Source organism: Mycobacterium hippophais (assembly GCF_027529605.1).
GTDB lineage: Bacteria > Actinomycetota > Actinomycetes > Mycobacteriales > Mycobacteriaceae > Mycobacterium > Mycobacterium arseniciresistens.
The window spans coordinates 80,844-106,285 of the sequence record NZ_JAPZPY010000002.1; the positions used below are offsets into that span (position 1 = coordinate 80,844).

The window sequence follows — 25,442 nt, forward strand, 5'->3', positions numbered from 1 at the left end:
GCCGGCTAGCCGTCCTCACCCTAGGCGGGAATGATTCATCCGTGTCGGCGCTTGTCGATGACACACCCGAGCGAGAGGTTCATCCGATGACCGCAGCAATCGAAGGTCCGCTGAGCGGACGGCGCGCGCTGGTGACCGGCGGATCGCGGGGAATCGGCGCGGAGATCGTTCGGCGACTGGCCCTCGACGGCGCGGCGGTGGCGTTCACCTATGGCGCATCAGCGCGCGACGCGGACAACGTCGTCGTGGAGATGTCGAGAGCGGGCGCCAGGGTGCTGCCGATCCGCGCCGACAGCACCGACGTCGGCCAGATCGCCTCGGCCGTGCAGGAGACAGTGACCCGCCTGGGCGGGCTCGACATCCTGGTCAACAACGCAGGCGTGGCCGCCTTCGGCGACATCGAGACCTTCCCGCTCGATGAGTTCGACCGACTCGTCGCGGTCAACGTGCGCGGGGTGTTCGCCGCCATCCAGCAGACGGTGCCCCATCTCGGCGAGGGCGGGCGGATCATCAACATCGGCAGCATCAACGCCGACCGGGTGCCGGGCCCGGGTCTGGCCGTGTACTCGATGACCAAGGCGGCGGTGGCCGGCCTCACCCGTGGGCTGGCCCGCGACCTCGGGCCTCGCGGCATCACCGTCAACAACGTGCAGCCGGGCCCGATCGCCACCGACATGAACCCCGAGGAGGGCGAGTTCGCCGACCTGGCGCGACAGACGATCGCCGTCGGACACTACGGGCACACCCGCGACGTCGCCGGAGTGGTGGCGTACCTGGCCGGACCCGACGCCGGCTACGTGACCGGAGCGAACTGGAACGTCGACGGCGGGTTCACCGCCTGAGCACTCCCTAGAAGCAGCGGCGGAGGCCGCCCGGCTCGCAGACCAGCGGGTAGCGGTCCACCGGGATCGGCAGCGGCTGCTTGAAGGCCAGCGTGAACGGCGTCGACGTCATGGCGGGTTGCAGTCCGCACACCGCGCCGTGGATGGACTTGCGGGTGCCCGCCAGCGTGACCCCGCTCCACGAGAAGATCTGCTCGACCGCTGCGGTGGACCCGTCGGGGCACTTGAGCCCGTCGCTGACCTTGCGGGTCGTCGTCCACAGCCCGTTGGTCATCAGGGCGTCGGAGCCGGTCTGGCCTTCGGGTGTCACGTGCAGCCGGCATGCGACCGGCAACCACAGCGGTTCGCGGAGGTCGCCGACCGTCGGCACACAGGACGGGAAGATGGTCCAGTCGGAACCCGCCTGGCCGCCCTCGTTGTACGTGTAGACGCCCTGCAGGATCTCCGGCGGGGCGTCGGGCGGCTGCGCCTGCGCGATGGGGGCCCAGCCGACCGCCGAACCGGCGAGCATGACGGCGGCGGCGAGCGCGCGACGGAGTCTCATGAGCGTTGAGTATCGCAGCAGTGCGGTGGCTCGTCACCGGTTTGCCGGTCGCCGCATTCGGGAGCCGGGCGTTTCGGGGCGGATGATCAGCGGGTAAGTGATCTTGGATCATCCGCATGAGCCCTGGAGATGGCGTGACCCGTAGACCGATCGTGCTCGGCGGTCTTATCGCCGCCGTCGTCGCCCTGGTGCTCGGCACGACGTCCTGTTCGACGGGCGAGCGGGTCGACCTCGGCGACGAGGCGTCCGGGAACCTGATCGCGGCGATCGCCGGGGAACCCGACCAGCTCGACCCGCACAAGACCAGCGCCTACTTCTCGTTCGAGGTGCTGGAGAACGTCTTCGACACGCTCGTCGAACCCGACGCCGATCTCGAGATGCGCCCGGCGCTGGCAGAGTCGTGGGACGTCAGCCCCGATTCCCGGGTGTGGACGTTCCGCCTGCGTCGCGGCGTGACATTCCACGACGGCAGCCCGTTCACGGCCGACGACGTGGTGTATTCCTACCGGCGCATCATCGACGAACAGCTCACCAACGCCGACAAGTTCAGCGCGGTGACCGACATCCGCGCGCTTGACCCCGCAACCGTGCGGATCACGGTCGAGACGCCCACCCCGAACCTGCTGACCAACATCGGCGGCTTCAAGGGCATGGCGATCGTGTCGCGGGCGAACGTCGAGAGCGGGCGCATCGCCACCGACCCGGTCGGCACCGGACCGTTCTCCTTCGCGGGTCAGCGCAGCGGCGACTCGATCACGCTGAAGGCCAACCCGGCGTACTGGGCGGGACCGCCGAAGGTGTCGGGCGTGACGTTCCGCTTCATCTCCGAACCGTCCACGGCGCTGGCGGCGCTGCAGGCCGGCGAGGTGGACTGGACCGATTCGATCCCGCCCCAGCGGGTCGCCCAATTGCGCGACGACGGCTCCCAGCGGCTGGCGGTCACGCCGAGCAACGACTACTGGTACCTCGCGCTGAACGAGGCCCGTGACCCGTGGCGCGACCCGCGGGTGCGTCAGGCCATCGCCTACGGCATCGACCGTGACGCGATCGTGCAGGCGACGAGCTACGGCACCGCCGCGAAGAACCAGCTCGCGATCCCCGAGGGCAACCCTTGGTACACACCCTTCGACACCTACCGCTACGACATCGACAAGGCCAAAGACCTGCTGGCGCAGGCGAATGCCGCGCCACAGCGGATGGACATGCTGGTCACCAGTGAATACCCGGAGACCGTCACCGCCGCGCAGATCATCGCCGACAACCTCGCCCCGCTCGGCATCACCGTCGACATCCGCACCGTCGACTTCGCGACGTGGCTCGACGAGCAGAACAACGGCAACTTCGACATGCTGATGATGGGCTGGCTGGGCAACATCGACCCGGACGACTTCTATTACGCCCAGCACCACACCGACGGGACGAGCAATGCGCAGAAGTTCTCGAACCCCGAGGTGGACCGCCTGCTCGACCGGGGCCGCGTCGAGACCGACCGCGCCGCGCGCCGCGACGTCTACGCCCGCGCCGCGACCATCATCGCCGACCAGGTCAGCTACCTCTACCTGTACAACCCGTCGGTGATCCAGGCCTGGTCGAACGACCTGTCGGGGGTCGAGGCCCGCCGCGACGGCGCGGTCCGCTTCCGTGCGGCCCAGCTGGCCGGAGGTGAATCGGCTTGAGCGCGTTCATGTCTCATCCCGTGCTGCGCTTCCTGGTGCGGCGCGTGCTGTACTCCCTGGTGGTCCTGCTCGGGGTGCTGGTGGTGGTGTTCGCCCTGGTGCACCTGGTGCCCGGCGACCCGGTGCGCATAGCGCTGGGCACCCGCTACACCCCGCAGGCCTACGAGGCGTTGCGCTCGGCGAGCGGGCTGGACCGCCCGATAATCGTGCAGTTCTTCAGCTACCTGGGCAACGCGTTCACCGGTGACCTCGGCGTGAGCTTCCGCAACGGTGACCCGGTGACGGTGACGCTGCTGGACCGGCTGCCCGCGACGCTGTCACTCGGTCTGGTCGGCGTCGTGATCGCGCTGGTGATCGCGGTGCCCGCCGGCATCTACTCCGCGCTGCGCGAGGGACGGGTCAGCGACACCGTCGTCCGGATCACCAGCCAGTTCGGGGTGTCGGTGCCGGACTTCTGGCTGGGCATCCTGCTCATCGCCCTGTTCGCCACCACACTGGGCTGGCTGCCCACGTCGGGATACCGCCCGCTGTTCGACGACCCGGCGGGCTGGCTGCGCCACATCGTGCTGCCCGGTCTCACCGTCGGTCTGGTCGCGGCGGCGATCATGACGCGCTACATCCGCTCGGCGGTGCTCGAGGTGGCCTCGGCGGGATACGTCCGCACCGCCCGCTCCAAGGGGCTGCCGCCCCGAGTCGTCACGTTCCGCCACACCGTGCGCAACGCCATGATCCCCATCCTGACGATCACCGGCATCCAGCTCGCCACGATCCTCGGCGGCGTCATCGTCGTCGAAGTGGTGTTCGCATGGCCCGGACTGGGGCGGCTGGTGTTCAATGCCGTTGCCGCGCGCGACTATCCCGTCATCCAGGGCGCGGTGCTGCTGATCGCGGCGCTGTTCCTGCTGATCAACCTGATCGTGGACGCGCTCTACGCGGTGGCCGACCCGAGGATCCGGCTGTCATGACCGATCCCGCGCAGACGGCCGGCGACAGCGGCACGGTGGCGTCCTGGCGGCTGCTGCTGGGCAATCCCGTCACCCTGTTCTCCGCGGCGGTGCTGGCGGCCGTCGTCGTGGTCGCGGTGTTCGCCGGATGGCTGGCACCCTACGGCGTGAACGACATCGACGTGCCCAGTGCGCTGCAGTCCCCCAGCGGCGCACACTGGTTCGGCACCGATGAACTCGGCCGCGACGTGCTGTCCCGGGTGCTGGCGGCCGTTCAGGCGTCGATGCGGGTCGCGGTGGTCAGCGTGGTGTTCGCCGTCGTGGTCGGCGTGACGGTCGGCGTGCTTGCCGGCTATCTCGGCGGCTGGGTCGACACGGTGTTCATGCGCGTCGTCGACGTGATGTTCGCGTTCCCGGTGCTGCTGCTGGCACTGGCCGTGGTCGCCGTGCTCGGACCCGGCGTGACGACGACGATCCTGGCGATCGGCATCGTCTACACCCCGATCTTCGCCCGCGTCTCGCGCGCCAGCACCCTCAGCGTGCGGGTCGAACCGTTCGTGGCGGTGTCCAAGACCATGGGCACCGGCCACCTGTACATCCTCGGCCGCCACATCCTGCCCAACATCGCCGGACCGCTGATCGTGCAGACGTCGCTGTCGCTGGCGTTCGCGATCCTGTCGGAGGCGGCGCTGTCGTTCCTGGGGCTGGGCATCCAGCCGCCGCAGCCCTCGCTGGGCCGGATGATCTTCGACTCCCAGGGTTTCGTGACGCTGGCGTGGTGGATGGCGGTGTTCCCCGGCGCGGCGATCTTCGTGATCGTGCTTGCGTTCAATCTGCTGGGCGACGGGTTGCGCGACGTGCTGGACCCGAAGCAGCGCACCATGATCGAGGCCAGGAGGAAGCAATGAGCGGGCCCGTCCTGGACGTGCGCGACCTGCACGTGCGCATCGGCGGGCGGGAGATCGTGCGCGGCATCTCCTTCGACGTGGCGCGCGAGCAGACCGTGGGGATCGTCGGCGAGTCCGGCTCGGGCAAGTCGATGACGGTGCTGGCGGCCACCGGCCTGCTGGATGCGCCCGGCGCCACGGTGACCGGGTCGAGTTCCCTTGCCGGAGAACGCCCCGTCCAGCTGATCGGGGCATCGGCGCGGGCGCTGCGCGCCGTGCACGGCGGCCGCATCGGCTTCGTGTTCCAGGACCCGGGCACGTCGCTGAATCCCCTGCTGACGCTCGAGCGGCAGATCACCGAGTCGCTGGAGACGCACCGCAACATGACGCGCAGGCAGGCCCGCGGCCGCGCGCTGGAACTGCTGACCGCCGTCGGGCTGCCCGATCCGGAGTCACGGCTGCACTCCTATCCGCACCAGCTCTCGGGTGGCCAGCGCCAGCGGGTGATGATCGCGATCGCGCTGGCATGCGACCCCGAACTGCTGATCGCCGACGAACCCACCACCTCACTCGATGTCACCACCCAGGCGCAGATCGTCGAACTCGTCCGCGACCTGCAGCGCGACTTCGGCGCCGCGGTGGTGTGGATCAGCCACGACCTCGGGGTCATCGGTCAGGTCGCCGACGACGTCACGGTGCTGCGGCAGGGCGAGGCCGTCGAGCAGGCGCGGGTGGCCGACGTGTTCGCCCGTCCGCAACACGAATACACCCGTACGCTGCTGGCGTCGCGGCCGCTGCTCGGGGGTGGCGCACCCGCCCCCGCACCGGCGGAGTCCGCCGCGCTGCTCACCGTCGAGGCGCTCGACGTGAGATTCCCCGTGACGACGCCGACGGGCCGTTCGACGGTGCACGCCGTCAAGAACCTGTCGTTCACCGTCCGGCGCGGCACCACACTGGGGCTCGTCGGTGAATCCGGCTCCGGCAAGTCGACTGTCGCCGCGGCGCTGACCGGGCTCGTCACGCCCGATGCCGGCACCGCGACGCTGGGCGAGACCGATGTGTTCTCCGTCAGGGGCGCCGGCGTGAAGGCGCTGCGGCGCCGGATCGGGCTGGTGTTCCAGGACCCCTTCTCGTCGCTGAACGCGCGCAACCGGGTGGGCACCGCGATCGAGGAACCGCTGCGGGTGCACAAGCTCGCCGACGGGCGGCAGGGGCGCCGCGACCGCGTCGCCGAACTGCTCGAACTGGTCGACCTCCCTGCGTCTTTCGCATCGAGGTATCCGCACGAACTGTCGGGGGGGCAGCGTCAGCGGATCAGCATCGCCCGGGCACTGGCCGGCGAGCCGGACCTGCTGATCCTCGACGAGTCGACGGCGGCCCTCGACGTGTCGGTGCAGGCCCTGGTGCTCGATCTGCTCGGCGGTCTGCAACGGGAACTGGGGCTGACGTATCTGTTCATCGGCCACGACCTCGCGGTGATCCAGAAGATGAGCCACGAGGTGCTGGTGCTGCGTGACGGCGAGGCGGTCGAGTACCGGCCGGCCGCGGAGTTGTTCGCCGACCCGGAGCACGAGTACACCCGCGCGCTGCTGGCCGCGGTGCCGCCGGAACGGCCACGGGCCTCGGCGTGAGAAGGTCTAGCCCATGAGCCAACTGAACGGGAAGGTGGCGCTGGTGACCGGCGCCTCGGCGGGTCTGGGTGCTGCGACCGCGAAGCTGTTCGCCGAGCGCGGCGCGTCGGTCTTCGGTATCGCCCGCGACGCCGACCGGCTGGCGGCCGTGTTCGAGGGCGTGCCCGGCGGCCGGTTCGCCCCGGTGGACATCACCACCGCAGCCGCGTGCCGGGATGCGGTGTCGCAGTGCGTCGCCGAGTTCGGCCGGCTCGACGCACTGGTCAACGTCGCCGGGTTCCACCAGATGCGGCACACCCTCGACGTCACCGACGAGGACTGGGAACGCGACCTTGCCGTGAACCTCAACGGGCCGTTCTTCCTGTGCCGGGCCGCGCTGCCGCACCTGTTGGAGGCCGGCGGCAGCATCGTCAACGTCGCCTCGATCGCCGGCATCGAGGGTGAGGTGTACTCGGCGGGCTACTGCGCGGCCAAGCACGGCCTGGTCGGGCTGACCCGGTCGCTGGCGATCGAATTCACCTCGAACCGGTTGCGGGTCAACGCCATCTGCCCCGGCGGTATGCGCACCGCCCAGGTCACCGAGTTCGCCGCGCCGGAGAACGCGGACTGGAACCTCATCATGCGGATCGCCTCGCCGCGCGGCTTCATGGACGTCACCGACGTCGCGAAGACGATCGCGTTCCTGTCCAGTGACGACGCGGCCGCCGTGCACGGCGCGGTCTACATCGTCGACAACGGAAAAACGGCGGGTTGAGCCGGATGCCCGCAGTGATGCGGTCGACCGCTACCAACAGCAGCGCCGGAATCGCCGGATCGGTCGCGACCTCGGTGAGCGCCGGGGTCGCCGGGTCGGTCGCGACCGCGGTGAGCGCCGGGGTGGCGGGTTCGGTGGCCACCGTGACCAGCGCCGGCGTGGCCGGTTCGATCGCTACGGCCAGCAGCGCTGCGGTCGCCGGAAGTGCCTTCACGGCACTTTCTTTCGCGATCGGTGGCTGCCTCGGTTGCCTGGCCTGCCTCGGATGCCGAGGCTGCCTGGGCTGTTTGGGTTGCGCGCTGTGTTCCGACTGCGTTGGCTGCGTGGGTTGCTACAACTGCTCGGGCCTACGCAACGCCCGCGGTCAGCGCAACGTGCACGTCTAGCTCAGAGACCGGGCCGACATCTTGCCGGGTGTCAGAGCAGTTTGTGCTCGATCACGGTGGCCAGCCGTGGCTTTCGCCAGCGCCCCTCCACGCGTTCGATGCGCACGCCCATCTCACCGCCCGCGATCTCGAGGGTGCCGATCTGGTTGCGGAAGTGCGGCATGGTGACCGGCCGCCAGCGCAGCCGCGGCATGCCGACCTTGGTCGTCCTCACCAACGCCCTGCCCACGGCTTCGGCCAATTTCGTGTGCCCCAGCCGCAGCACCACCCGCTCGCTCGCCGACGGCTCCTTGCGCAGTCCGGAACACACCACCTGCCAGAACCGGGTGGCCGGCGCCGGCGCCTCCTCTTCGGGCACCTCGACCTCGGACACCCAGCAGTGGTGCACGTCGCCGCCGAACATCACCATGGTGTCCGGCGTACGACCCCGCCTGCCCGCGGCGACGTCGATCACGAGGTCCTCGAACTTGCGGTAGCTGTCCTGGAAGCAGGCCCAGTGGTCGAGGTTGGCGGTGATGCGGACCTTCTCCCCCAATCCCCGCATCCGCCTGCCCCAGGCGCCGTCGCTGACGGCCTCCGACCACGCCTCGATGTGGTGCATGCCGTACGGCAGCAGGATGGGCAGCGAACTGGCGAACAGCAGATGCCGGTAGTCGCCGTCCACCTTCGAGGTGATCCAGTCCCACTCCTCGTCGGTGGTGATCTGGCGGCGGCCGGCGCCGAGCTGGCGTCCGGTGCGGGCGTCGACCACGATCAGCCGGGCCGGCCCCAGGTCGCGGCACATGCTGAAATGCGAGACGCCGTCGTCGCTCTCCGCCATCTGGGCGAGTTCCTTGATCGGCTCGGCGCCCTGCCTGGTCTCCAGCACCTGCTGGAAGGTGTGGTCCTTGGCCAGCTCGTCCGGCGACATGTTGCCCAGATGCTGATAGATCCAGTAGGCCATCAGGCCGCCGATGATGCGCGTCTCGTACCAGTCGGTCTGGCGCTTCTCCCGCAGCCATTCCAGCGAGGTGTTCCATTTGTCGTTGATCTCGTGGTCGTCGAACATCATCGACGTCGGGATCGTCGACAGCATCCACCGGACGATGGGATCGCTCCAGGCGTCCCAGTAGCCGAGGCAGTACTCCTCGAAGTCCTCGAGCACCTCGACCGGCCCGTTGGCGTGCACCTCGCGTTCGGCGAGCATGTCCCTGATGGTGTCGTTGACCTGGTCGGCGTAGAGCTGGTCGCCCAGCATCATCAGCGCGTCCGGCCACAGCGCCGACGGTTGACGCAGCATCCGCATCCCGTAGGCGCGCAGCACGTCGATGCCCTGGCCTTTGGAGTGCCACATGTGCTGGCGGGTGTAGGGCGGGTGGTGCGGCGCCGAGGCCCGGCACGACCCGAACAGCAGCCGCAGACTGCCCTCGGGCGGCATCAGCCTGATCCGCGGCTGCGGGAGCTCGTAGCCGAACGGCGGCCAGGCCTGCACGCCGTCGAGGTGGACCTCGTACGGATGCTCGACTTCCGGGTCCAGTCCGGTGACGCACACGATGGCGAAGTGGTGGCCCTCGACCTCGAAGGTGTCGGCGGTGCTGCCGAGAACCTCGACCCGGCAGGCCTGGTCGGTCTCGACCCACACCGTGGCATCGGTCTGGCCCACATGTCGCAGGAGTGGACCTACTCGAACCTCGGGCACTCCGCCATGATGCCCGACGGCGGCGGCCTCGTCATCGCGAATGGTCGCGACCGTCAACGGCTTCAAGATCGACCGCCGGCTGCGGGCGAGCGTGAGATCGACACCACGCAGCGGCGCACTCGCGCTTCAGTCGCGTGGTGTCGATCTCACCCACTGCGTCAGGGTTGAGGCCTGCGGCGGCCCAGGTACACGGCCATACCGAGGGCGGCGAAGCCCAGCGCCCCCACCGCGCCGGCCGCAGCGTAGAGCGCCACCTGCGTGCGGTCGACCGGCGATGACTCGTCGGCGGCCAGGCGCAGCGGATAGTCGCCGGGCAGCGGTGCGGCCTGCGGTTCGTCCAGGCCGGGGAACTGCTGGGTGCGGTGCACCTCGAACTGCCGCTCACCGCTGGGATTCTGGGTCCACACCCCCCAGGCCGGCGTCGCGCCGTCGAGCAGCACCTTGCGTTCGCCGAAGCGGGCGTCCTCGCCCATGTCCACGATGCGGTTGACGCGGAACGGCTGATAGACCGCCTGCGGATAGCGCACCTGCACGGGCACGTTGTCGTAGCGCACCAGTCGCGGGGGCTGCGGGAACGGCAACCCGGGCCGCGGGACGTAGCCGCCGCCGAAGAACGTGCCGACCGCGACGTCGACCGCGGTGTCGGCGGCGCCGAGCACCACGGCGGTGAAGCTGTACGCGGCGAACTCGGCCGCCTCCAGCACGATTCGCGCCAGCGGCGGGATGTACACGATGCGGGGCCGGTTCAGGTACACGTAGACGATGCGCACCGGGTTGCGGTACGGGTTGAAGAACGTGGGCCGGTAGAAGCGGTCGTACTCCACCCAGTCGCGGTTCCACTGCCGCACCTTGCGGTCCCAGTGCCGGTCCCGGTCGCGGTCCCAGCGGTCCTTCTCCCAGCGGTCCTTGTCCCAGCGGTCCTTGTCCCAGTCCCAGCGGTCCCTGTCCCAGTCGTCGCGGTCACGGTCCCGCCGCTCGGAGGAGAAGACGGCCCTCGACAGGGTGTCCAGCTCCTGCCTCGGCGCCTCCACCACCTTCTGGACGACGGGTTCCGCGCGCCGGGCCACCTGCACGTCCTCTTCGGGGGCGAGCAGGGTCTCCGGCCGGACCTCGCGGATGGCCTGCGCGGCCTCCGGCGCGTCGGCAGCGGGCGACTCCTTTTCCGGGGACTTCGCGGCCGGGTCCTCCGGGGCCTTTCCGGCCGGAGACTCGGGAGCCTCCGGTGACTGCCCGGGCGGAGAGTCGGGGGCCTCCGGGGACTTCGGCTCCCGGGACTCCGCGCGGTCTGCCGGCGATTCCGGAGTGACCTCGCCTGGTGCCGCTGGGGCAGGCACGACCGGCGGCGCACCGGCAGCGGGCTCCTCCACCGGCGCCGGCTTCACGGCGGGGGCGGGCTCCTCCACCGGTGCCGGCTTTGCGGCGGGCGCGGGCGCTTCGGCAGGCGAAGGCTTCGCGACCTGCGCGGGCTTCTCCACGGGCGCCGGCCGCTCGACGGGCGTCGGAGTTGCTGCAGGCAGCGGCTTCTCGGCGCGGGGCGGGTCGGCGACGGCAGGCTCTTCGACGACCGGCGGCGCCTCCACGGCCGGCTCGGGAGCCACCGGCGCCTGGATGACCGGCTCAGGTGCCACCGGCTCCCGGACCGCCGGCGGCGCCTCGACGACCGGCTCCGGCTCCACGACCACTGGCGCCTGAACGGGCGGGAGCGCCTCCGGCGCAGAGGCTTTCCGCTCGGCGGGCCGTTCCCGGACCTCCACCTCGGAGCCGGATCCGCCCTGAGGCGGGGACGGCAGGACCGTCTCGGTCGGCGCGACCGGGTCCTTGTCGGGTTTGGCCAGCGCAGGGGCGGCGCCGCCGGAGAGCGCGGTCAGCGAGATCACCACCCCCGATGCCAACGCCGCCGCAGCAATTCTCGGGTTCACCGGTGCACCACCCATTACGGGTCGACTCCTCTGACGTCAGGGCGCAGCCGTCTCCCCCGACGCTGGCCTGGTACCAGCAGCCGCCACGACGTGGTGATCAATCGATCTCAACCGGCTTATCGCGCGCCCGCGCGAACCGTTACAAGTACGAAGACTACTGCGTGGCGTACTGCAGCGCCGGTTCGGTGGAGTCGACGCCGCCGCTGCCGTAGATGGTGAGCCGGTCGGGCCGCACCTCGTAGCGGGCGCCGTCGGCGGGATTGACGGCGTCGAATCCACCGCCCGCCGGCACCGCGTTCGCGAGTTCGAGGTCGGCGCCGTCGCTCAGCCGTTCCCCGCGGTAGTAGTAGCCGCCGCTCGACCCGGTGCCGCACACGACCGCGAGCGAGTTCGCCGTACGGACCATCGCCGCGGCCTTGTCGCCGTTGTCGCAACGCGCCGAATGACCGATGAAGCCCTGTGTGTCGGCGCCGGCCATGGCGACGGCGCCCGCTGTGGTGCTCGTCGTGGTGGACGGGGTCGTCGAGGTGGTGCTCGTCGAGCTCGGGGCGCTCGAGGAGGCCTCGGTGCTCGACGGCTCCGTGGCCTCGGTGGTGGTCGTCGCCTGCGGCGGCACCGCCAGCGGTGTGCGCGCCGGGCTGCCCGCGTCGCCGCCCGACACCAGCAGCGCGCCCAGCACCGCGGCGACCCCGAGCAGCACGACGGTCGCCGCGATCAGCGCCACCTGCGTCCGGCCGAACCGCGACCGCGCGGCGGTCTGCGGCGCTGCACGCTGCACGGGTGGCGGCGGCGGGTACGGCGTGTAGCCGGTGGCGGCCGGATTCGGGAACATCGCCGAGAACTGGCGGGTGTCGGTGGGTGGCCGGACATCGGCGGCGGTCGCCACCTGCGACGACGTCACGGCCGCCGTGGCGGCCCTTGCCAGCTCGCCGGCCGAGGGGAATCGCGACGCGGGCTGCTTGGCCATGCCGCGGGCGATGACGTCGTCGAAGGCGCGCGACACGCCGCGGCGCGCCGCGCTGGGCCGTGGCGGCGGGGCGAACATATGGGCGCTCATGAGCTGCCGCAGGTCACCGGCCTCGAACGGCGGCCGGCCGGTCAGACACTCGTAGAGCAGGCACGTCAGCGCGTAGACGTCCGACGGCGGGCCGACCGGTCCGCCACTGAAGCGTTCGGCGGCCATGTACGCACATGACCCGATCACCATCCCGGTCCTCGTCACGCTCGCGTCCTCGTCGGCGTGGGCGATGCCGAAGTCGACGAGGTAGGCGAAGTCGTCGGGGGTGAGCAGGACGTTCTCGGGTTTGATGTCGCGGTGCACCAGCCCGCCCGCGTGCGCCGCGTCGAGCGCCGCCCCGACCTGGGCGATGATCGACGCCGCCCGGCCGGGCTCGAGCGGTCCCTCGGCGCGCAGCACCTCCTTGAGGCTCGCGCCGTCCACCAGCCGCATGTCGATGTACAGCACGCCGTCGATGGCTCCGAAGTCGTGCACGGGGATCACATGGGGTTCCTGCAGGCGGGCGGCGACCCGCGACTCACGGCGGAAACGCTCCTGGAAGTTCGGGTCGGCCGCCACCTCGGGGCGCAGTAGCTTGACGGCCACCATGCGCTCGCGGTGGGTGTCGAAGGCGCGGTACACCTCGCCCATACCCCCCACCCCGATCAGCGATCGCAGCTCGTAGGGCCCGAACCGGGTTCCGAGACGCGCGCCGCCGTGCGGGGATGCCATTCCACAGTCCTTTCGTTGATCTGGATCGAGAGCCCACCACCGTCCAACTCAACGAGCGGTCCCGAGCTGTGTTCCCGGGTTGCACGGAGATTTAACGCGCCCGTGACGCGTCTGGGCCGCAACGGCTGCTTCAGTCCAGTCTGTGGCGATTCGGTGACCGATGGCGAGGACGCGCAAAATGTCCGCAGACACCGAATTACCGTTTGTGGTCTCAGCTTAAAGGTTTGCAGTCAAGGGGCTTTCTCGATGGGTAGTGACCGTCCTGACCAATTGGATCGAATCGCGTCGACCACCGAAGCGGTGGAGTCGTTGTTTTCCCTGTTCGCGGCGGAGGAACCGCTCGACGACGCGCTGCTGCGGGTGGCGCAGACCGCGGCGAGGGCGATCCCGGACGCCGATGCGATCTCGATCACTGTGCTGGCGGACAACAAGGCCCGCACCGCCGCGTGCAGCGAGGACCGGGTGATGCAGCTCGACCTCGCGCAGTACTGGTCGAATCGCGGGCCGTGCCTGGCGGCGGCCCACGCCCGCACGGCGGTCCGCACCACGCTGGACGTGGATCAGGAGTCGTGGCCGGAGTTCGCCGACGCCGCGCGTCAGGAGGGCGTGCGTGCCACCCTCTCGGTGCCGCTGATCATCGCGCCGACCGAGGAGCACGGCGAAGGGGAACTGGTCGGATCGCTGAACATCTACAGCCGCACGGCATCGGCGTTCGACCCGCTCGACGAGAAGATCATGCAGTTGTTCACGGTGGCCGCGGGCGCCGCCATCGCCAACGCGCGCCGGTGGCAGGGTTGCCGCGAGACGGTCAGCCAGCTGGAGCGGGCACTGACCTCGCGCTCCGAGATCGACCAGGCGAAAGGTGTGATCAGGGCGTTGCAGGGTTGTTCGGCAGAGGAGGCGTTCGAGGTGCTGAAGGCCCGCTCACAGCGCGCCAACGTGCGGCTGCACACCGTCGCCGTACAACTTCTCGACTCGCTCTCCGACCGTGCACAACCGCCGCTGTGAACGCTCTCAGCCGGTGGCAGGGGCACCCCCGCCCGGCAGCCGAATCTGGTAAGAACGGGCGGACAGAACGCCGTCTGTGAAGGAGCGAAGGCCTTGGTGCCCAACTCGCACGTTGAGGCCGGGCGCTGCTGCGGTTCCTCCGCCGCCCGGATGACGTCCCGGTGAGCACACCGACAACCCAGCCGATCCACACTCCAGAGCAACAGCGGCGGGGCACGCTGCCCAGGCTCATCCGCCGGCTGGCGATCCCGATCATCATCGGCTGGATCCTGCTGGTGGCGGTGCTCAACGCCACGGTGCCGCAGCTCGAGGTCGTCGGCCAGATGCGGTCGGTGTCCATGAGCCCCGACGACGCACCGTCGGTGATCGCCACGACCCGCATCGGCGAGGTGTTCGAAGAGTTCAAGTCCGACAGTTCGGCGATGATCGTGCTCGAGGGCGACGACCGCCTCGGCGACGACGCGCACCGGTTCTACAACGAGATGGTCGACCGGCTCGAGGCCGACACCACCCACGTCGAACACGTGCAGGACTTCTGGGGCGACCCGCTGACCGAGGCCGGTGCGCAGAGCACCGACGGCCGGGCCGCCTACGTTCAGGTGTACCTCGCAGGCAACATGGGCGAGTCGCTGGCCAACGAATCGGTGCTGGCCGTCAAGAACATCGTCGGCGACCTGTCCCCGCCGCCGGGGGTCGAGGTCTACGTCACCGGCGGCTCGGCGCTCGCGGCCGATCAGCAGATCGCCGGGGACCGTAGCGTCCGGACCATCGAGCTGGTCACCTTCGCGATCATCATCTCGATGCTGGTGCTGGTCTACCGGTCCATCGCCACGGTGCTGCTGACGCTGGTGATGGTGATGCTCGGCCTGACGGCGGCCCGAGGTGTGGTGGCCTTCCTCGGTTATCACGACGTCATCGGACTCTCGACGTTCGCCACCCAGCTGCTCGTCGCCCTCGCGATCGCCGCGGCAACGGACTATGCGATCTTCCTGATCGGCCGTTATCAGGAGGCCCGCACCAACGGCGAGGACCAAGAGTCCGCCTACTACACGATGTTCCACGGCACCGCCCACGTGGTGCTCGGCTCGGGCATGACGATCGCGGGCGCCACCTTGTGCCTGTCGTTCACCCGGCTGCCGTACTTCCAGACGCTCGGTGTGCCGCTCTTCGTCGGAATGACCATCGCCGTGCTGGTGGCCCTGACGCTGGGGCCGGCGATCGTCACGGTGGCCAGTCGGTTCGGACTGCTGGAACCGAAGCGCGCCATGCGCATCCGCAGCTGGCGCCGGCTCGGTGCGGTGATCGTGCGGTGGCCTGGACCGGTGCTGCTCGCCACCATCGCACTGTCGCTGATCGGCCTGCTCACCCTGCCGGGCTACAAGAGCAACTACAACGACCGCAACTACCTGCCGGCCGACCTGCCCGCCAACGAGGGATTCGCCGCCGCGGAGCGGCATTTCGACGCGGCGCGGATGAATCCCGAACTGCTGCTGGTCGAGACCGACCGCGACCTGCGCAACCCGGCGGACTTCCTGGTGATCGACAAGATCGCCAAGGGCATCTACCGGGTGCCGGGGATCGGCCGGGTCCAGGCGATCACCCGGCCCGACGGCAAACCCATCGAGAACAGCACCATCCCGGCGCAGCTCAGCATGAGCAGCACGTTCAACGCGATGAACCGCGGCTACCTCGAGGCCCGCATGGACGACATGCTGCTGCAGGCCGACGCGATGGACAGGCAGATCGCCACGATGAACCGGATGATCGCGCTGATGGAGGAGATGAGCGCCACCACCGACAGCATGGTCGGGAAGACCGTCATCACGGCGGAGCACCTCGCGGAACTGCGGGACGGCATCGCCAATTTCGACGACTTCTTCCGGCCGATCCGCAATTACTTCCACTGGGAACCGCACTGCTACAACATCCCGGTCTGTCACACACTGCGGTCGCTGTTCAACGCCCTCGACGGCATCAACACGATGACCGATCAGTTCCAGGGCCTGGTGCCTGATCTGCAGCGGCTGAACTCGCTGATGCCGCAGATGCTCACCCTGATGCCGCAGACCGTCCAGACCATGAAGAACATGAAGACGATGATGCTGACCATGCACGCCACCCAGGCGGGTCAGCTGGACCAGCAGGCGGCGATGGAGGCCAACCAGTCCGCCATGGGTGATGCGTTCAACGACGCGATGAACGACGACACCTTCTACGTGCCGCCGGAGATCTTCGAGAACGAGGACTTCAAGCGGGGCATGGAGAACTTCATCTCGCCGGACGGCAAGTCCGTGCGGTTCATGATCAACCACGAGGGCGACCCGCTCAGCGCCGAGGGCATCCACCGCATCGACGACATCAAGCAGGCCGCCAAGGAGGCGATCAAGGGCACTCCGCTCGAGGGCTCCCGGATCTACGTGGCGGGCACCGCCGCGGCGTTCAAGGACATGCAGGAGGGCAACGACTACGACCTGCTGATCGCCGGCATCGCGGCGCTGACGCTGATCTTCACGATCATGCTGCTGATCACCCGCAGCGTCGTCGCGTCGGCCGTCATCGTCGGCACGGTGGTGCTCTCGCTCGGCGCGTCGTTCGGCCTCTCGGTGCTGGTGTGGCAGCACATCCTGGGCATCGAACTGCATTTCATGGTGATGGCCATGGTGGTGATCGTGCTGCTCGCCGTCGGCGCTGACTACAACCTGTTGCTGGTGGCCCGCCTGAAGGAGGAGGTCCACGCCGGCATCAACACGGGCATCATCCGGGCGATGGGCGGCACCGGGTCGGTGGTGACCGCCGCGGGGCTGGTCTTCGCGTTCACGATGATGGGCATGGCGGTCAGTGAGATGACGGTGGTCGCCCAGATCGGGTCGACCATCGGCATGGGCCTGCTGTTCGACACCCTGGTGATCCGGGCGTTCATGACACCGTCGATCGCCGCGCTGATGGGTCGCTGGTTCTGGTGGCCGCAGAGGGTCCGGCCCAGGCCGGTGCCCGTGAAATGGCCGTCACCGGTAGGGCGCTGACGCCGGAGCGGTCAGCTGCCGCAACGCGGGCACGCGTCGATCCGGGCTGCGGTCATGCCGAGATCGCCCGCCGCGACCACGACGCGGCGCCACATGCGCGGGTCGCCGAGAGCGAAGTCCTGATCCTCGCCGGACGGCGAGGCGACCGTCTCGACGTCGGCATCGGTGTTCCACAGCGCCAGGGCGCGGCCGTTGCTGTGGGCGGCGTGGTAGTAGACCCCATCCACCGGTCGTCGCGCCGGCTGGTCCTCATAGATCGCCCGCGCCCAGCGCTGAGTGTGGGGCCGCGGATAGGCGCCGGTGGCCAGTGACGGCAGGGCGCCGATGCGCATGGCGGCGCCTTCGGAGCGCAGGTCGAGTGTGATGACCTCGGCGCGGGGGCGGACCAGCGCCACACGGTATCCCGGGCAGATCGCCGCCTCTCCGAGGTCACCGAAGACCTCGCCGAGTGCGGTGGACAGATTGCCCGCGACGTAGAGAACGGTACGGCCGTCGGGGCACATCGCCGGCGCGTCCGGCGGAGGCGTGTGATGGTCGAGACGCGCGAGTGGCCCGTATCCGCGGTGAGTGATGCCGTCGGGGGTGTGCGCGGACCGGTGGTATACCCGGCACCAGCCCCAGCCGGCCCTTGGCAGCGTGGTGGGCCAGCGCCATGTCCAGATCCGGCCACCGCGCAGCGGCCGATGCGGTTCGCCGAGGTCGGCTACCACGCCGCGGCGGTGATCGCCGCCGCCGCGGCGATGACCTGCGGCACGCGGCCGGCCGCCAGGGCGTTGACCGGAGTCGCGCCGCCGAGGTCGGCGTTCGGGGTGGTGACCCATCTGCTCAGCGCGACGAGTCCGCCCGGGAACACCTCGCGAACCGCCGCGATCCCGGGCAGGAAACCCCGCTCGGCACCGGCGTTGATCTGCCACATCGGAATCCGCCACTCCCGGCCGTCCCTGAGCCCGATCAGATCGCCCTCGGCCAACCGGTCGAGGACGGCCTGCGGCGTCACTCCGAGCAGTTCGGCGACCTGGGGCCGCGACAGCGACGCACCCAGGAGTTCCCGCCGGGCGAGGAAGTCGTTCTTCAGGCCCCGCAGCGCGGCTGCCCGCACCTCGTCAGTCGACGGGGCGGCGCCCCAGAGTGCGTCGTCGAGGCCGGCCTCATCGCGATCGGCGACGGTCTCGACGAAGTCGGTGCGCACCGAGGCGGGCGCCGACTGCAGCGCGGTGTGCACCGCCGAGGCGATGTCCTCCACGGACGGCGCCGCGCGCTTGCGCACCTTCACAGTTGCCGACGATTCCCGCCTGCGACTGGCTTTCGCCGCCGCGGCATCGGTGGAAGTGGTTCTGACGGCCATACGTCCAGTGTACGCGGAGCAAGATAAACAAGTAAACCATCCTCACCGGCTCCTCTTGCGTCATCGCGGGATGCAGGTCGGGCGGACGCTGCTAGGGTCCGATCATGGGCTTCCTCGACGATGTGCGCCGGTTGAAGCAACTCCAGCAGGAGAATCCGCAGCTGTCCCGGCAAGAGCTCCAGCAGATGCTCGAGAACGACAAGCGGCGGACCCACCACGGCGACTACGCCCCGAACGCGGTCAAGCCCTATGTCGAGGTCGTGCCCCCCAAGGCATGGAAGGCCGACCTCGACGGGTTCGTGGCTGATTACATCGGCATCGTCGGGCTGCAACCCGAGGACACGTTCGCGGTCTACCCGGAGCCCAACCGGGAGAATCCCGGCACCCTGACCATCATCTACCGCGACCGCCCCGAATACGCCGACGGACGCCGCCGATACCGCCGGATACTGCTCGGCGAGTGACCCGCACGCCACCTCGGCGATCCCGTCAATTCGACGACACACACCGTTCGACGGATTAGGGTCGGATTCGAGGATGGGCCGCGAACACTGTTCGCCTTCCGGCACTCGAGGTCGCGACCACGTCCGCGGGCGGGGTCCCCGCGCTCCCGAATGCCTTGGCGCACGGTAACACCGGCCGGCGACCGTTGAACGGATGCCCGATCCCGCTTGTGCGGGAGCAGCTTTCAGCGATCGTCCGCGACTCAGAAGACTGACGAAGAGGAAGGTGTTGGCATGCCGCTTGGCGTGATCATCGGATTCGACGGCTCACCCGCTGCGACGGCGGCGATCGACGTGGGGAGGCTGCTGTTCCCCGGTGCGCACGCCTGGGTGGCGCACCTGTGGACTCCCCCGTTCACCAGCGATGCGCTCCGGCGGCGGCTGCGGGCCAGCGCACGCAGTGCCAGCGAACTGGTCGAGCTCACCGAGGTCGAGGGCGAGCGCGAAGCGCAGCGGGTGGCCGCCACAGGCACCACGCTGGCCAGAGCCGCGGGCCTCGACGCCGAGCCGCTGGTGAAACGGTCCTGGGGCGGAGAGGGTCTGGTGCTGGCGCAACTCGCCGAGCAGATGGCCGCCGACGTGGTGCTGGTCGGTTCCCGTGGGCTCGGCGGCGCACAGGCACTCCTGGGGTCGGTGTCGGACATCGCGGTGCAGTACGCATCGCGGCCCACCCTGGTGGCGCAGGCGCCGATGCTGGCCGACGAGTACGATGCGCTGGCCGAAGGACCGGTGGTGGTCGGTACGGACGGTTCGACCGGCGCGCAGAGCGCGCTGGCGGCGGCCCAACGAATCTTCGCCGGCCGCGAGATCGTCGCGGTCGCGGTCGGCGACGGCGACGCAGAGAACGCCGCGGCCGAGGGTGTGGTGATCGAGCCGGGCGGCGGCTCGGCACGGGCGACGGCGGAGGTCCTCGTCGACGTCGCGGCGCGCCGTCGCGCGGCGGTACTGGTCGTGGGGTCGCGCGGGCGATCGGCACTGCGTCAGGTGCTGCTCGGCAGTGTCGCGCGGGCGACGCTGCAATTCTCGCATCGGCCCGTGCTGGTGGTGCCCGGCGCATAGCGGTGGACTGCTCCGATTCCGCCGCGCAACGGCAACCGCTCTACCTGCTGGCGGACAGCCAGTTGCTGTTCTGGAAGCGGCAGGGGCGACCATTCCTCGACACCGCCCTCGCCGGGTTGATTCGCGACACACCGATCTGCGCCGCGTACATCGGGGCATCCAACGGGGACCGTCCGGAGTTCTACGACATCTTCGAGGCGGCGGTCGATGCGGTTGGAGTGACCGATCGACGCATGATCGAATCGTCGTTCCCCGCGGACGACCGAGCGTTTCTGGAGCGTGCCCGGCTGGTCGTCCTGGCCGGCGGCGACGTGCGTCGCGGCTGGAGAACGTTCGAGGAGACCGGCATGAAGGACGCGATCCTCAGCCGGTACGCGCGAGGGGCTGTGCTGCTTGGCATTTCAGCGGGAGCAGTTCAACTCGGCCGCTATGGGATCGCAGAAACGCCGGACTCCTCCGCGAGCGATCTGCTCGAGGTGTTCGATCTCGTGCCCGCCGTCGTCGACACACACGATGAGGAGGCCGGGTGGAGGCGGCTATCCCGTGCGATCGGTTCGCTCGGGGGAAGGGCTGCGGGACTCGGAATCCCCTCCGGCGGTGGGGTGATCGTTCATCCTGACGCCACCATCGAGCCGGTGCGCCGCCCGGCGCAGGAATTTCGTTTCGAGTGCGCTCGCGTCACCAGCTCGGTGTTGCACACCGCATTGGACGACTGAGATCAGCGGCCGGTCTGTGCGTCCGGCTACCGGGGTCGAGCGGCGACCACCGCCGTCGCGCCCCGGGGTTGAGTTCGGAATTCGACGGTGACCGCAGGGTCGGCATACTGGGCGATCGCACGCAGTGCGGATGGGCTGTAGGCGCGCAGCGAGCTGATGACCGCGTCGTGGAGCGGCGGGACCAGCCCGGTGAGCGGCAGCGTGAATGCCAACAACCCCAGCTGGAGCGGCGCCCGCCACCTGCGTAGGTCGATGACCAACAACTTGTCCGCCGCCCGGGTTCCCTCTGCGAACACCTTGGCGGCCTGCTCGGGTGGCAGGTGGTGTAAGGACAACGCGAACACCGCGAGGTCGTAGTACCCGTCGGCGGCATCGATCGCGGTGGCGTCCATCTCCCGCACCGTGGCGCGTGGATGGCTGCCGAGGTCGCCGGCGGCGACGGCGGTCACGAACGCGGGATCGACGTCGGTGGCCGTCACCTGAGCAGAGGGGTGGAGCTCCAGGAGCTTTCGCGACAGCCCACCCAGACCGCACCCGAGTTCGAGGATCTTCGGCGAGGCGATGTCGGTCACCTCGGCCAGCACGGCCCGGGCGCACATCTCGTAGTTGCCCATGAACCGCCGCCGTCCGGTGCGGTCGAGCGATTCGATGACCTTGCGCTTCCGGTCGTCGACGTCGTCGCGGTCCAGGTACTCGAGCCGGTCGGTCTGCAACCGCCGGTCCAGCCACGAGGCATCCGGCCCGCCTCGGGGCATGCTCACAATGTCGTCGTGTGTCGTCCCCATGTGGACCATCATGAATGACGGCAGCCATGCTCCGGCGCGAAAGACGAAGTCGAAGGCAAATGCGCTCGACTTTGCGCCGTCCGGCCCGGTTTCGGCGTTCGCGGCCAATCTGTTGATGTTTGCCGGAACCTCGTGTTCGCCACCTTCGCCGACACGTGCCCGGCATTGTCCGATGCCGCGGATCCGACCATTGCAGCGACGCGGCCGCGGCTTGCCACATCGTTTTCAGGCCCCATCCCGACGGCCATTCCGGGGCCGAATTCGAGATTCGCTCGCCAACCGTGAGCGCGCGTCCGCCACCCGACCGAAGCCCGCGAATGCCGCTGGGATACTTGAAAAGGCCGATTTCTCCGCACACTTCGGATCGGGTCGGACACGCAGCCGACCACGGTCCTTGAATTGACAATGACCACCTCCCGCAGCCTCGGTCATCGGGACAATGGTTCGCCGGGCCGGTGACGTGTCCAAAGGTGCGCGCCGCCGCGCCTCGCGGGCTCTATGCCTCATGGGGAAGAATGATCGCCAATTTCTTTGCTGACCGGGGCCCTGGGTGTTAGCCTGACCCGGTCGGGAAGATGCGAATCCATGGTCGCATTCGGGCCTTCCCCGTGTCGCCGGTGCGCGCTTTCTCTCGGACGCGTCGGGCGAAAGATCGGGCACTTCACAGGCAACGGTGAGGTCTTCAGCAGTAACCCCGGACCCAGCCAGATAGGGCGTTGACACATGGGATCTGACTTGACGAACAACAGGAAGATCCGCTCCTTCAGGGACATCGAGGAATTGTGTTGCCCCGACGACACGATCGTGACGTTGTGCGGCGGCGGACTGGACAGCGCGTATCTCCTGGCGCAGCTGGCGAAACTCGACGTGCACGTGGTTGCACTGTCCGTCGACGTCGGAGACGACTTCGACATCGGCCAATTCTCGAACATCGCCGACAACTTCGACGTACACATCACGCGGGTGGACTGCAGAAGAGAATTCGCCGAGGAATTCGTGCACGCGTCGATCCTCGCCGGCGGCAGGTATCTCGGACAGCATCCGATCAGTGCATCCCTGTCACGACCGTTGATTGCACGAGTCGGTGTGGAGCTCGCGCGATCGGTCGGGGCGAAGTGTCTGCTCCACACCGCCAATCAGTCCCAGAACAGCCTGCGAAGGCTCAACGGGGCCATCAGCGACCTGAGTTTCGACGGCTACTACGGATCGCCCTACGAGTTCGACGCCCTCTCCCGCGACTTCAAGCGCCTGGAGCTGCAGGAGAATTTCGGGATCTCCGGTTTCGCGAATCGGTACCTCAGCACCGACACCAACCTGTGGTGCAGGGAGTTCGAGAGCGGGACACTCGACGACCCCGAAGCATTCCAGATCGACGAGAATCTCTATGAGTGGTCTGTCGCATCCGAGACGGCCAGTCGGGTGATCGAGCTGCGGTTCGACGCGGGGCGTCTGGTGTCGGTGGACGCCGAGCCCGTCACCGACCTCGTCGAACTGATCTCCAACATCAACGCCAAAGTCGGTCGCTACGGCATCGGACGGTTCTCCAGCCTGGAGCATCTGGAAGGTGGCGAGAAGGTGCTCGAGGTGCGCGAAGCACCCGCCGCGGCACTCATCCTCGAAGCCTTCGGTCAGTTGGCATCGGCGACACTGGACGTGGAGACCCTGCGTTGGATGCGAACGCTCGGCGACGCCCTGATCATGGAGGCCGTGGAGGGGCGGTGGTTCCGCGGTCTCCGCACGGCATTGCAGTCCTTCCTCGAAGTCAGTGCTCACCGCGTCAGTGGGACCGTCAGGTTCACCCTGCGCAACGGGGGGTTCGAGCTCGAAGGATTGAAGGCCGTTTCGCCGCTCTACATCCGTGATCGCGAGCAGTGGGAGTACCACAAGGCCGCCGCGGCCAGGTCCGTGACGCTGAGTCGGCTCAACGGTTCTGCCGTCTCGACGGCATAGGCGCTCACCGTGCGTCGCTCCGGAGCATGGTCGTCTCGTCGCCGTAATCTCGAATGATGAGCAGACCCGGCGACGGTTCCGGCATCGACGGGGGTCATCCCGGCGCGATCGGTGAGATGGACCTGCGGGTGCGGGCGCTGGAAAGCGTGCTCGTCGAAAAGGGATATGTCGACCCGGCGGCACTGGACGAGGTCATCGACACCTACGAGACTCGCGTCGGACCTCGCAACGGTGCGCGTGTGGTGGCTCGGGCGTGGGTTGATCCGGGCTACCGCGACTGGTTGCTGACCGACGCCACCGCCGCGATCGCGTCACTGGGCTACACCGGCAGGCAGGGCGAGCACATGGTCGCCGTCGAGAACACTCCCACGCGACACAATCTGGTGGTCTGCACGCTGTGCAGCTGCTACCCGTGGACGGTGTTGGGCCTGCCACCCACGTGGTACAAGAGCGCGCCGTACCGGTCGCGTGCGGTACGTGACCCGCGGGGTGTGCTGGCCGATTTCGGTGTGCGGCTACCACCGGACACGGAGATCCGGGTATGGGATTCGACCGCCGAAATCCGTTACCTCGTCCTCCCGTTGCGGCCGGTGGGCACCGAACACCTCGACGAGGACGATCTCGCCGCGTTGGTGACCCGCGATTCGATGATCGGCGCCGGCCTCCCCCGTGAGCCGGAGAGCGTCGGCGCATGAGCGGCGGGGAGTACGTCACCTACGCCGATCTGGGCGGCCAACCGCATCACGAACCGGTTGAACCCGGTTCCGATCACGCACTGTGGCACGCGGCTTGGGAGCCGCGGCTGTTCGCGCTGCACCTGGCGATGGGCGCCGCCGGGGTGTGGAACATCGACATGGCACGTTCCGCGCGCGAGACCCTGCCGGACTACGACCGGCGGAGCTACTACGAGATCTGGTTCGCCGGACTGCTCAAGCTGCTCGAGGAGTGCGGATTGGTCACCGCCGACGAACTGACCGCCGGCCGGTCGTTACACCCACCGCGACCGGTGCGCGGTGTCCTGCACGCACGCGATGTGCCGAAGATGTATGCACGCGGAGCGCCCACCGAGCGGCCCGCGACCACGGAGCCGCGGTTCACCGTCGGTCAGCGCGTGCGCACGATCACCGGGCCCTTCGCGCATCACACGCGGCTTCCGCGGTATGCCCAGGGCAAGCCGGCGGTGATCGAATTCGTGCACGGGACACATGTCTTCGCAGACTCGAACGCCCACGGCCTGGGAGAACAGCCGCAGTGGCTCTATGGGGTGGCGTTCCGCGGCACCGAGTTGTGGCCGGACGCAGATCCGGGCCTGACTGTGTCGATCGACGCATGGGAACCGTACCTGGAACCAGCATGAATCAGCCTGACTGGCCTCCCTCGATCGCGGGCGGCGACGATGTGACGTTCGAGAGTCCATGGCAGGCACGGGTTTTTGCGATCGCGGTCTGTCTGCACGAGCGCGGGCTGTACAGCTGGGCCGAGTGGGCCGATGCGCTCGCCGCCCGCATCACGGCGGCACAGGCGGCGGGTGACGCCGACATGGGCGACACCTACTACCACCACTGGCTCTGCGCACTCGAAGACCTCTTGGCGCGCAAGGGCGTCGAACCGGACGAGACCACACGCTGGCATGACGCGTGGCAGCGTGCGGCGCACCGCACACCGCATGGCCAGCCGATCGAAGTGCAGCCGAGCGACTTCGACGCCGGTCCTGACGAGTAGCCAACGCGGGGTGTGAAGCGTCAGCAAGCGTGAAACGACGCTGACGGACGGAAAAACTCTCAACTCCGGTGTCGAAATCCTAGCGAACACTTCGAAGAAGTGGTCGGATGGTTCATGGGCGCCAGCGTCACGCACCGGCCCGCCGGCCGGCAACCTTCCCACCGCTGGTGGGAGTGGCCGGCGGCTCGACGCGCGCCGGTTCGAGGTCACGAGACCCCGACCAGACATGGCAAACATCATGGGCGTACATCGAGCACGCTCACGCACCGCGCGTGTCGTTTCCCGCCGACGACTGACGGTCGACGTCATCAGTTGCTGAAGCCGGGGGCGCCGCGAGCATC

Annotated in this window: 22 protein-coding genes; 15 read left to right on the forward strand and 7 right to left on the reverse strand. The window is 68.9% G+C overall.

Annotation, left to right across the window (positions count from 1 at the left end; genetic code table 11):
* Window positions 1-86: 86 nt before the first annotated feature.
* Window positions 87-842 carry a 3-oxoacyl-ACP reductase family protein gene (locus O6P37_RS06175; protein WP_269893247.1) on the forward strand — a complete coding sequence of 252 codons (756 nt, stop codon included), beginning with the start codon at window positions 87-89 and terminating at the stop codon, window positions 840-842.
* Window positions 843-849: 7 nt separating this feature from the next.
* Here the strand turns inward: O6P37_RS06175 and O6P37_RS06180 are convergent, their stop codons facing one another.
* A complete protein-coding gene (locus O6P37_RS06180) occupies window positions 850-1,386 on the reverse strand; it encodes a hypothetical protein (RefSeq protein ID WP_269893248.1) in 537 nt (178 codons plus the stop codon).
* Between the two features lie 152 nt (window positions 1,387-1,538).
* Here O6P37_RS06180 and O6P37_RS06185 point away from each other — a divergent pair, with 152 nt between their 5' ends.
* From O6P37_RS06185 to O6P37_RS06205, 5 genes are read left to right on the forward strand one after another with little or no spacing between them, the layout of a single operon-like run.
* Entirely contained in the window at window positions 1,539-3,062 is a 1,524-nt protein-coding gene (locus O6P37_RS06185) for an ABC transporter substrate-binding protein (protein WP_269893636.1), read from the forward strand.
* Between the two features lie 8 nt (window positions 3,063-3,070).
* On the forward strand, window positions 3,071-4,027 hold the full coding sequence (locus tag O6P37_RS06190) for an ABC transporter permease (protein ID WP_269893637.1): 957 nt from the start codon (window positions 3,071-3,073) through the stop codon (window positions 4,025-4,027).
* Window positions 4,024-4,914, forward strand: coding sequence for an ABC transporter permease (locus tag O6P37_RS06195; RefSeq protein WP_269893249.1), 891 nt, complete (start codon window positions 4,024-4,026; stop codon window positions 4,912-4,914). The genes O6P37_RS06190 and O6P37_RS06195 overlap by 4 nt, the downstream gene beginning before the upstream one ends.
* Entirely contained in the window at window positions 4,911-6,524 is a 1,614-nt protein-coding gene (locus tag O6P37_RS06200) for a dipeptide ABC transporter ATP-binding protein (protein ID WP_269893250.1), read from the forward strand. The genes O6P37_RS06195 and O6P37_RS06200 overlap by 4 nt, the downstream gene beginning before the upstream one ends.
* Window positions 6,525-6,537: 13 nt before the next feature.
* Entirely contained in the window at window positions 6,538-7,278 is a 741-nt protein-coding gene (locus O6P37_RS06205) for an SDR family NAD(P)-dependent oxidoreductase (RefSeq protein WP_269893251.1), read from the forward strand.
* Between the two features lie 417 nt (window positions 7,279-7,695).
* On the opposite strand, the gene O6P37_RS06215 is transcribed toward O6P37_RS06205, so the two are convergent.
* The 3 genes from O6P37_RS06215 to O6P37_RS06225 form a co-directional block, all read right to left on the reverse strand.
* Window positions 7,696-9,342: a DUF7800 domain-containing protein gene (locus O6P37_RS06215; RefSeq protein ID WP_456299327.1), complete on the reverse strand. Its 1,647-nt coding sequence runs from the start codon at window positions 9,340-9,342 to the stop codon at window positions 7,696-7,698.
* Window positions 9,343-9,500: 158 nt separating this feature from the next.
* Window positions 9,501-11,261: a hypothetical protein gene (locus O6P37_RS06220; RefSeq protein WP_269893254.1), complete on the reverse strand. Its 1,761-nt coding sequence runs from the start codon at window positions 11,259-11,261 to the stop codon at window positions 9,501-9,503.
* Between the two features lie 154 nt (window positions 11,262-11,415).
* The gene (locus O6P37_RS06225; RefSeq protein ID WP_269893255.1) at window positions 11,416-12,990 is read right to left on the reverse strand and encodes a serine/threonine-protein kinase; all 1,575 of its coding nucleotides are present in this window, start codon (window positions 12,988-12,990) and stop codon (window positions 11,416-11,418) included.
* A 246-nt stretch (window positions 12,991-13,236) separates the two neighbouring features.
* Between O6P37_RS06225 and O6P37_RS06230 the strand changes: the two genes are divergently transcribed.
* Together O6P37_RS06230 and O6P37_RS06235 are read left to right on the forward strand one after the other, a co-directional pair.
* Window positions 13,237-13,998 (forward strand): GAF and ANTAR domain-containing protein, encoded by a 762-nt coding sequence (locus O6P37_RS06230; RefSeq protein WP_269893256.1) that lies wholly within the window; start codon window positions 13,237-13,239, stop codon window positions 13,996-13,998.
* 161 nt (window positions 13,999-14,159) lie between these two features.
* Window positions 14,160-17,021, forward strand: coding sequence for an MMPL/RND family transporter (locus O6P37_RS06235; RefSeq protein ID WP_408633118.1), 2,862 nt, complete (start codon window positions 14,160-14,162; stop codon window positions 17,019-17,021).
* A gap of 11 nt (window positions 17,022-17,032) precedes the next feature.
* On the opposite strand, the gene O6P37_RS06240 is transcribed toward O6P37_RS06235, so the two are convergent.
* Window positions 17,033-17,731 carry an RES family NAD+ phosphorylase gene (locus O6P37_RS06240; protein ID WP_269893257.1) on the reverse strand — a complete coding sequence of 233 codons (699 nt, stop codon included), beginning with the start codon at window positions 17,729-17,731 and terminating at the stop codon, window positions 17,033-17,035.
* Window positions 17,725-18,366, reverse strand: a complete 642-nt coding sequence (locus tag O6P37_RS06245; protein WP_269893258.1) for a helix-turn-helix domain-containing protein — start codon at window positions 18,364-18,366, stop codon at window positions 17,725-17,727. Before O6P37_RS06245 ends, O6P37_RS06240 begins: the two co-directional genes overlap by 7 nt.
* 104 nt (window positions 18,367-18,470) lie before the next feature.
* Here O6P37_RS06245 and O6P37_RS06250 point away from each other — a divergent pair, with 104 nt between their 5' ends.
* From O6P37_RS06250 to O6P37_RS06260, 3 genes are all read left to right on the forward strand, one after another.
* Window positions 18,471-18,830, forward strand: a complete 360-nt coding sequence (locus O6P37_RS06250; RefSeq protein WP_269893259.1) for a hypothetical protein — start codon at window positions 18,471-18,473, stop codon at window positions 18,828-18,830.
* A gap of 273 nt (window positions 18,831-19,103) precedes the next feature.
* Window positions 19,104-19,928, forward strand: a complete 825-nt coding sequence (locus tag O6P37_RS06255) for a universal stress protein (protein ID WP_269893260.1) — start codon at window positions 19,104-19,106, stop codon at window positions 19,926-19,928.
* Between the two features lie 2 nt (window positions 19,929-19,930).
* The gene (locus O6P37_RS06260) at window positions 19,931-20,644 is read left to right on the forward strand and encodes a Type 1 glutamine amidotransferase-like domain-containing protein (RefSeq protein WP_269893261.1); all 714 of its coding nucleotides are present in this window, start codon (window positions 19,931-19,933) and stop codon (window positions 20,642-20,644) included.
* 26 nt (window positions 20,645-20,670) lie between these two features.
* Here the strand turns inward: O6P37_RS06260 and O6P37_RS06265 are convergent, their stop codons facing one another.
* On the reverse strand, window positions 20,671-21,438 hold the full coding sequence (locus O6P37_RS06265; RefSeq protein ID WP_269893639.1) for a class I SAM-dependent methyltransferase: 768 nt from the start codon (window positions 21,436-21,438) through the stop codon (window positions 20,671-20,673).
* A gap of 714 nt (window positions 21,439-22,152) precedes the next feature.
* Between O6P37_RS06265 and O6P37_RS06270 the strand changes: the two genes are divergently transcribed.
* Genes O6P37_RS06270 through O6P37_RS06285 form a run of 4 tightly spaced genes read left to right on the forward strand, consistent with a single transcriptional unit; the run spans window position 22,153 to window position 25,101 of the window.
* Complete coding sequence (locus tag O6P37_RS06270) at window positions 22,153-23,379, forward strand: argininosuccinate synthase-related protein (RefSeq protein WP_269893262.1); 1,227 nt, start codon at window positions 22,153-22,155, stop codon at window positions 23,377-23,379.
* A 56-nt stretch (window positions 23,380-23,435) separates the two neighbouring features.
* The gene (nthA, locus tag O6P37_RS06275) at window positions 23,436-24,074 is read left to right on the forward strand and encodes a nitrile hydratase subunit alpha (RefSeq protein WP_269893263.1); all 639 of its coding nucleotides are present in this window, start codon (window positions 23,436-23,438) and stop codon (window positions 24,072-24,074) included.
* On the forward strand, window positions 24,071-24,736 hold the full coding sequence (gene nthB, locus O6P37_RS06280; protein WP_269893264.1) for a nitrile hydratase subunit beta: 666 nt from the start codon (window positions 24,071-24,073) through the stop codon (window positions 24,734-24,736). The genes nthA and nthB overlap by 4 nt, the downstream gene beginning before the upstream one ends.
* A complete protein-coding gene (locus O6P37_RS06285; protein ID WP_269893265.1) occupies window positions 24,733-25,101 on the forward strand; it encodes a nitrile hydratase accessory protein in 369 nt (122 codons plus the stop codon). Before nthB ends, O6P37_RS06285 begins: the two co-directional genes overlap by 4 nt.
* Window positions 25,102-25,442: the final 341 nt, after the last annotated feature.